General features: G+C 62.4%; 5 protein-coding genes. All 5 read left to right on the plus strand.

Features of this window, described 5'->3' with window-relative positions; all coding sequences use genetic code 11:
* The first annotated feature begins 623 nt into the window (after positions 1 to 623).
* On the plus strand, positions 624 to 1,946 hold the full coding sequence (locus OUZ45_RS20655; RefSeq protein ID WP_266172222.1) for an ABC transporter permease: 1,323 nt from the start codon (positions 624 to 626) through the stop codon (positions 1,944 to 1,946).
* Between the two features lie 11 nt (positions 1,947 to 1,957).
* Positions 1,958 to 3,172 (plus strand): ABC transporter permease, encoded by a 1,215-nt coding sequence (locus tag OUZ45_RS20660; RefSeq protein ID WP_266172223.1) that lies wholly within the window; start codon positions 1,958 to 1,960, stop codon positions 3,170 to 3,172.
* 107 nt (positions 3,173 to 3,279) lie between these two features.
* A complete protein-coding gene (locus tag OUZ45_RS20665) occupies positions 3,280 to 4,473 on the plus strand; it encodes an alpha/beta fold hydrolase (protein ID WP_266172224.1) in 1,194 nt (397 codons plus the stop codon).
* Positions 4,474 to 4,564: 91 nt separating this feature from the next.
* The gene (locus OUZ45_RS20670) at positions 4,565 to 6,391 is read left to right on the plus strand and encodes a DUF885 domain-containing protein (protein ID WP_266172225.1); all 1,827 of its coding nucleotides are present in this window, start codon (positions 4,565 to 4,567) and stop codon (positions 6,389 to 6,391) included.
* Positions 6,392 to 6,458: 67 nt separating this feature from the next.
* Positions 6,459 to 7,799 carry a sigma-54-dependent transcriptional regulator gene (locus OUZ45_RS20675; RefSeq protein WP_266172226.1) on the plus strand — a complete coding sequence of 447 codons (1,341 nt, stop codon included), beginning with the start codon at positions 6,459 to 6,461 and terminating at the stop codon, positions 7,797 to 7,799.
* Positions 7,800 to 7,946: the final 147 nt, after the last annotated feature.

A 7,946-nucleotide genomic window follows, 5' to 3' on the forward strand; every position in this document is an offset into this window, starting at 1 on the left:
CGTGGGACAGGGGGAGGCTGGGAGGGGGTGAACACTTGCGAAAACCTCTCCCGAAACGCTTTCTCAAGGGCTTACCCCTCCCCAACCCTCCCCCTGTCCCACGGGACTAGCTTTGCGTCGCAAGCAAGGGAGGGAGCTAACCGCATGCGTAACTGAGATTCGACGCGATTCAGGCCGTGGGGAGAGCAAGCGACAGTTGAGCGAACGGACACTTGTCCGCCTGTCCGTCCCGCTGTCCGCGGACAACCCTCGGCTCGCGGGTCGTAACGACAACTCGTTGAATTGAAAGCGCCTCATCCCATGCTCGGGTTTGGCACGCGGTTTGCTGATTGAGCCAGGGGCCACACCGTTCGTGGCCAGGGAGCGTTCAATGATTCGCGATACCTCTGCTCTAGACCGGGTGGTTGAGGTCAAGCCCAACCGCAAGCGCCGGTTGATTCTGATTAGGTGTCTGCGAAGCACGCCGGCGACGCGGTCTATATGACGTCTGGTGACCCCTGTAGGAGCGCACCCCCGGATCGAGTCCGGGGCAGGCTCTGTGCGCGATGCTTTTCGGTGCATGTAGGGCGGTAGCGCACAGGGTGCGCTCCTACCGGTGAATCTTTCTTTCGATGGAGTGAGGCATGTTTGGTTATTACCTAGACCTGGCGCTGCGAAGTCTTAGGCGCAACAAGATGCTCACCGCGCTGATGGTGCTGGCCATGGCTGTCGGTATCGGTGCCAGCATGACCACGTTGACGGTGACGCGTCTGTTGTCGGGCGACCCCATGCCTGGCAAGAGTTCTACGTTGTTCTACGTGCAGGTCGATCCCAGTCCCGAGCCCACCAAGCACAAGGAACCGACCGATGTGATGGATTATCAGTCGGCGACGGATTTGTGGAATGCGCATCGTGCAGACCGGCAGGCGCTAGTTGCCGATAGTGAGGTCAAGCTGCGTGCATCGGGGGTCAACCTGCCGCCGCTGATGCTCACGATGCTGTCCACTACATCGGATTTCTTTCCGATGTTCGATGTGCCGTTCCAATACGGCGGCGGCTGGCAGCCGCAGGATGATGAGCGTCGCTCTCGCGTGGCGGTGATCTCGGCCGATCTCAACAACAAATGGTTCGGGGGCGCCAACAGCGTAGGTCGTACGTTGCGCGTTCGCGACAGTGACGTGCGCATCGTTGGTGTATTGAAGCCATGGCGGCCCTCGCCGCAGTTCTACACCGTAGCCGCCGGCAGTTTTGCGAACGGGCAGACGGAAGGCTTTTACAGCAAACCGGAGGACGTCTTCATGCCGTTCACTACCGGCCTGGAGGTGAATGACGGCAACTTCGAGCAATTCACCTGCTGGGAACTTCCGAGAACCCCAGGGCATTTGGTGAATACCGATTGCGCGTGGGTCCGGCTTTGGGCGCAGCTGAATTCTCCCGCCAAGGTAAGCAGCTACAAGCAATTCCTCGCCGACTACGCTGCTCAACAAAAAGCGCTGGGCCGGTTGGCACGAGCCGACAACACGCGTTTGCGCGACCTGATGGGTTGGCTCGACTACAACCGTGTCGTGCCCAGCGACGTGCGCTTGCAGACCTGGCTGGCTTTCGCCTTCCTCGCGATCTGCCTGTTCAACACGGTCGGGCTGTTGCTGGCCAAGTTTCTGCGTCGCTCGGGTGAGATCGGTGTACGCAGGGCACTTGGCGCGACGCGTAGAGCGATCTTCGCGCAGTGCCTGGTCGAGGCCGGATTCATAGGCCTGCTCGGTGGTTTGGGCGGCTTGTTGCTGACCCTGGCCGGCTTGTGGTCCGTGCGCCAACAGCCCGCTGCTTACGCCGACCTCGCTCATCTGGACGGCACCATGTTTGCCGTCACCTTCGTGCTGGCCGTGGGAGCCAGCCTGTTGGCCGGCTTGTTGCCGGCGCTACGCGCGAGTCGGGTTGCCCCCGGTTTGCAGCTGAAAACACTCTAGGGAGCGAGACGATGCAGATCCAACCCATTTTTGCGGCGCTTCGGCGGCATCGGCTGGCGGTTTTGTTGATTGGTATGGAAATAGCACTGGCCTGCGCGGTGCTGTGCAATGCCTGTTTTCTTATCGCAGGGCGGTTGCAGCAGATACATATCGTCAGCGGCGTCGACGAAGCCTCGTTGGCGCTGATCAGGATGGCGGGCTTTGCGGATGACGCTGCTGTCGACCTCAATGCCCGTGTCGTGGCCGGGTTGCGCGCCATACCCGGGGTCCAGTCGGTGAGCGTGATCAACGCCGTGCCCTTCAGCGAGCATGCGATCACGATGGGCATCACCCTGGACCCGGCCAAGCCGGGGAGTGGGGGCGTTGTGCACATTTATATGGGCGGTCAGGGCAGCCTGGAGGCGCTCGGTGTGAAGTTGGTGGCGGGACGCATGCCGCAGCAAGAGGACTATCAGCCGCTGACCAACGTTCTTCCGCATGGCGCGCAGGTGCTTGTAACGCGCGCACTGGCGGAGCACTTATGGCCAGGAGAGAACCCGCTGGGTCGAGAGTTCTTGACCGGTTCGGATCACTTCCGGGTGATGGGCGTGCTGGAACATCTGATAAGGCCGGAAGCCTGGGGCTGGGGCGCGGGTAAGGAGGAATGGTCGGTCTTCGCGCCAGTACAACCAGGCAAGTACCTCGCCGGAAGATATTTGCTGCGCGCCGATCCGGCAGAGCTGAATCGTGTGCTGCGCGATGCCCGCGCTGCTGTGGTCGCCATTGCCCCGGACGCGGTGCTCGACACAGTGAACAGTCGGAGCGTGAGCGATCTGCGCGAAACCAACTTCCGGCAAGATCGTGCGATGACCGGCATGCTGCTGGGCGTGATCTTTGCGCTGTTGCTGGTGACCGCCATGGGCATTGTCGGCTTGGCCAGCTTCTGGGTGCAGCAGCGGCGCAAGCAGATCGGCATACGCCGGGCGATGGGGGCCACGCGGGGTGACATTCTCAGTTACTTCCAAACCGAGAACTTCCTGATCGTCAGCGGCGGCATTGCGCTGGGTATGGCGATGGCGTTCGCGCTGAACCTGGCGCTGATGAAATTCTATGAGCTGCCGCGCCTGCCGTTGTTCTATCTGCCGATAGGCGCCCTGATGCTGTGGCTGCTTGGGCAACTCGCTGTGCTGGGGCCGGCGCTGCGCGCGGCGGCCGTGCCGCCAGTGGTGGCGACCCGGTCGGTGTAACCGCTGCGCCTGATGGTTTTTCTATGCCATGCACGCCGATGGGGGCGTGCTGGCTTCGGCATATCCTCGCGTCTCTCACAAGGGCGTCTGTCATAAGGGTGTTTCTGATGACCACACACCGTTCTATCGCCTCTCTTTTGTCGATGGCCGTGCTCGGCATGAGTACGGCGGTTCTCTGCCTGGCACAGTCGGCGCTGGCGTCCGATGCGCCAGCATCGACATCGGCGAAGGATGCATCTTCCTCCCTGTCGCGCGATGAGGTGGCCCGCATCATTGCGAACACGCGAAAGATCGTTTCGCCTCAAGGCGTCGAAGAGTTGGTGAAGGTTCGCATTGGCGGCATCGATCAGTGGCTGTCGATTCGCGGCAAGGATCGGCGCAACCCGATCCTGTTGGTGCTGCATGGTGGCCCCGCTTCCACGAGCATGCCGATTGCCTATACCTACCAGTCGCCCTGGGAGGACTACTTCACGGTGGTGCAGTGGGATCAGCGCGGCGCAGGCAAGACCTATGCATCCAATACCGAGCAGCAGATGGCGCCTGGGATGACCATCGATGGCATGACGGACGATGCCGCGGAGGTCGTCGAATACCTGCGCAAGCAGTACGACAAACGCAAAGTCTTTCTCATGGGGCATTCGTGGGGCACGGTATTGGGGGTACGCCTTGCCCAGCGGCATCCGGATTGGTTCTACGCGTATATCGGCGTAGGCCAGGTCGTCAACGTCATCAGGAATGAAGAGCTGGGGTATCGCTTTGCCATGGACGAAGCCAAGGCCCGCGGCAATAGCGCAGCCAGCAAGGAGCTGCAGGCCATCGCACCCTACCCGGGCCTGACGCCGCCGACCATCGACCGCATCGGCGTGCGCAGCAAGTGGGAGATGTATTACGGCGGCCTCGCCTTTGGGCGCACTGACTACCGCTTTGATTCCGATGCCGAAACGCTCTCGCCGGACTACAGCAAGGGCGATCTCGATGCGGTCGGCAAAGGCAGCCTGTTCACGTTGAAGCACCTGCTGGGCCCCTTGACTGCGGTCGATTTCGATCATGTGACCCGCTTCGGCTGCCCCGTGATCCTGTTGACCGGTCAGCACGACTACACGACATCGCATGAACTCGCGGAGCAGTGGTTCGAGCATATCGAGGCACCGTCAAAGCGCCTGGTGCTGTTTGCCGACTCGGCACACATGGTCATGCAGGAACAGCCGGGCCGCTTCCTGGTGCACCTGGTCACCGATGCGCTTCCGTTGGCTGAAAGGGCAGGGGATGTGGCGCCAGCCGAGGTCGCACGCGACCATTGAGATGGAAGGGCGGGACCCATGCTATCCGGCATGGGATGATCCGCTCCCTTACCGGCACAATCCTGACCTCCACCCTCGAAGGATCTATTTGATGAAGACTTTGCCTTGGCTCATCTGCGTCAGCCTTTTGGGTTCGGCGACCCTCGCCGCCCACGTGCAAGCGGCGCCGGCAACTCAAGCGACGCAGACGGATGTGGCAAGTCGGGTCAAGGCGCTCAATGCGCTGCTCGCCGAGCAATGGCAGCACAATCTGGAGAGTTCGCCGGAGTTCGCGACCGTCCTTGGTGACTTGCGTTACAACGACCGCTGGAGCGATGCCTCGCTGGCGCACGCCATGGCGGAGCGCAAGGTGACCGAAGGCTTCCTCAAGCGTTTCGAGGCGATCGACACCACCGGCTTCTCCGGCGAGGACAAGCTCAACCAGCAACTGATGGTGCGCCAGCTCAAGGACAGCCTGCGCGGCTACGACCTCAAGTTGTATGAGATGCCGCTGGACCAGATGAACGGCATACAGCTGCAACTGCCGGGTTACGTCAGCTCGATCCCGTTCGATACCACCAAGCAATACGACGACTACCTTGCCCGGTTGCGTTCGATTCCGCAGGTGCTGGAGCAGACTACTGCCGTGGCGCGGCAGGGTATGAAAGACGGCCTGATGCCGCCGCGTTATCTGCTTGAAAAAGTGGTGACGCAGATCGACAGCATCGCCAAGCCGGCCGGTGAGGACAGCGCATTCGCCGAGCCGTTGAAGCATTTCCCCGACACGGTGTCGCAGGCGGACCGCAAGCGGCTGCACGACGCGATCGTCGCGGCGATCGATAACGACGTGCGCCCAGCCTACAAAAAGTTGGGCGAGTTCGTGGCGAAGGATTACGCGCCGCATGGCCGCACCCAGCCCGGCGTGTGGCAGTTGCCGAATGGCGACGCGATCTATCGTTACGACGTCGAGCAGATGACGACGACCAAGGAAAGCCCGCAGCACATCCATGAGCTCGGTCTCTCGGAGGTGAAGCGCATCGAGGCGGAGATGACTGTCATCGCCAAGGCGCAGGGCTACAAGGATCTCGCCAGCTTCCGCGCAGCGCTGAAGACCGATCCGAAAGTGCACCCGACCTCGCGTGAGGACATCCTCAATCGCTATCGCGGCTTCATCGCGCAGATGCAGCCGGAGCTGCCGAAGCTGTTTGGCCTGTTGCCGAAAACCAAGGTCGAAGTGTTGCCGGTCGAGGCATACCGCGAGAAGGAAGCCCCCGGTGCCGAGTACCACCAGGGCACGCCGGATGGCTCGCGGCCGGGCCAGGTGTTCGTCAATACCAGCGACTTCGCCAACCGCACCACGCCGGCCATCGAATCGACCGCGTACCACGAGGCGATTCCCGGCCATCACATGCAGATTTCGATTGCGCAGACGCTGCCGGCGTTGCCGCCGTTCCGTCAGCAGGCTGGTTACACCGCCTATATCGAGGGCTGGGCGCTGTATGCGGAGCGTCTCGGTAAGGACATCGGCTTCTTCAAGGACCCGATCTCCGACTACGGCCGTCTGTCTGAAGAATTGCTGCGCGCCGATCGTCTGGTGCTCGACACCGGCGTGCACTACAAGCATTGGACGCGGCAGCAGATGGTGGACTTCTTCCACGCCCATTCCAGCCAGGACGAACCGGACCTGCAGGCGGAAACCGACCGCTACGTCACCTGGCCGGGCCAGGCGCTGGCTTACAAGATGGGCCAGCTGAAGCTTCTCGAGCTGCGCGAGCGGGCGAAGAAGGCGTTGGGCGACCGCTTCGACATCCGCGCGTTCCACGATGAGATTCTCGGCGGCGGCGCGCTGCCGCTGGACGTGCTGGAGGCGCGTATCGACGCCTGGATCGCCGAGGCGAAGGCCGGCAAGGCATCGGCGCGCCCCCTGGCAGCTCAATGAATAGGTCGATGGTCATAGCAACGTTTTGCCGGCAGGATGCATCCATTCCTGCATGCCTAAGAGCCCTATGCGCACCGTCCTGATCATCGACGACAACCCGGCCGTGGGGGAGGCGCTGTCGCTGGCGCTTTCCCTGCACGAGATCCGCCCGTTGACCGCACTCACGCCGGAGCAGGGCCTGGACCTGCTCGAACGCGAGCGCATCGACGTGGTGATTCAGGACATGAACTTCACCGCCGACACCACCTCGGGCGAAGAGGGCGTGGCGTTGTTTCGCGCCATCCGCCAGCGCCATACGGATCTGCCGGTGATCCTGCTCACCGCATGGACGCACCTGGAAACCGCCGTGGAGTTGGTCAAGGCGGGCGCGGCGGACTATCTCGCCAAGCCATGGGACGACGCCAAGCTGCTGGCGACGGTGGAGAACCTGCTGGAGCTGTCGGAATCCACCCGCGAAGTGGCGCGCGCACGTTACGAGCGTCGCAAGCGACGCGAGGACTTGCAGCGTCGCTATGACCTGGACAGTCTCGTATTTGCTTCTGAAGCCATGGCGCGCACGCTGGAGCTGGCTTGCCAGGTGGCGCGCTCGGATGTGCCGGTGCTGATCACCGGCCCCAACGGTGCCGGCAAGGAACGCATCGCGGCCATCGTGCATGCCAATTCGGCAGTCAAGCGTGGGGCTTTCATTGCGGTGAATTGCGGCGCGCTGCCCGGCGAGCTGATCGAAGCCGAGCTGTTCGGTGCCGAAGCTGGCGCATACACCGGCGCCAACAAGGCACGCGAAGGACGCTTTGAGCTGGCCGATGGCGGCACGCTGTTCCTGGACGAAATCGGCAACCTGCCGTTGTCGGGGCAGGTGAAGTTGTTGCGCGTACTGGAAACCGGGCAGTTCGAACGGTTGGGTTCCGGTCGCTCGCGGCACGTGAAAGTGCGTGTGCTCAGCGCGACCAACGCGGATTTGAAGGCGATGATCCGCGCCGGCACATTCCGCGAAGATCTCTACTACCGCCTCAATGTGATCGAGGTGAATCTGCCGCCGCTGGCGGAACGCAGCGACGACATCCTGCCGCTGGCCGAGTACTTCCTCGACGGCCGCGCCGTCCTGGGCGAAGCGGCGCGCGAGGCGCTGCTCTCGTATGCCTGGCCCGGCAATGTGCGTGAGCTGAAGAACGCCATTGAGCGTGCGGCATTGCTCGCGGGCGATGGTCGCGTTACGCCAGAGCAGCTCAATTTGCCGCAGTCGCCGTTGGGTGTGACGCGCAATCTGGATGAGCCGAGCCGTGAGGCGGTGGAGGCTGCCCTGGACAAAGCGGATGGTGTGGTGAGTCGCGCGGCGCAGGCGCTTGGGTTGTCGCGGCAGGCGCTGTATCGGCGGATGGATCGTTATGGGTTGGCGGCGCAGGTGTAGCGCTTTTGCCTCCTCTCCCTTTCGGGGAGAGGATTGAGGTGAGCAACTGTGTTGGCAGTCAAGCGGATGTCGCATGTTCCAGATGCCACGAGGCGTTGTCGCGAACCATGGCGTTGAGCACGGTTAATAGCTTGCGCATGCAAGCGA

This window comes from Dyella subtropica, assembly GCF_026283965.1.
Classification (GTDB): Bacteria; Pseudomonadota; Gammaproteobacteria; order Xanthomonadales; family Rhodanobacteraceae; genus Dyella_D; species Dyella_D subtropica.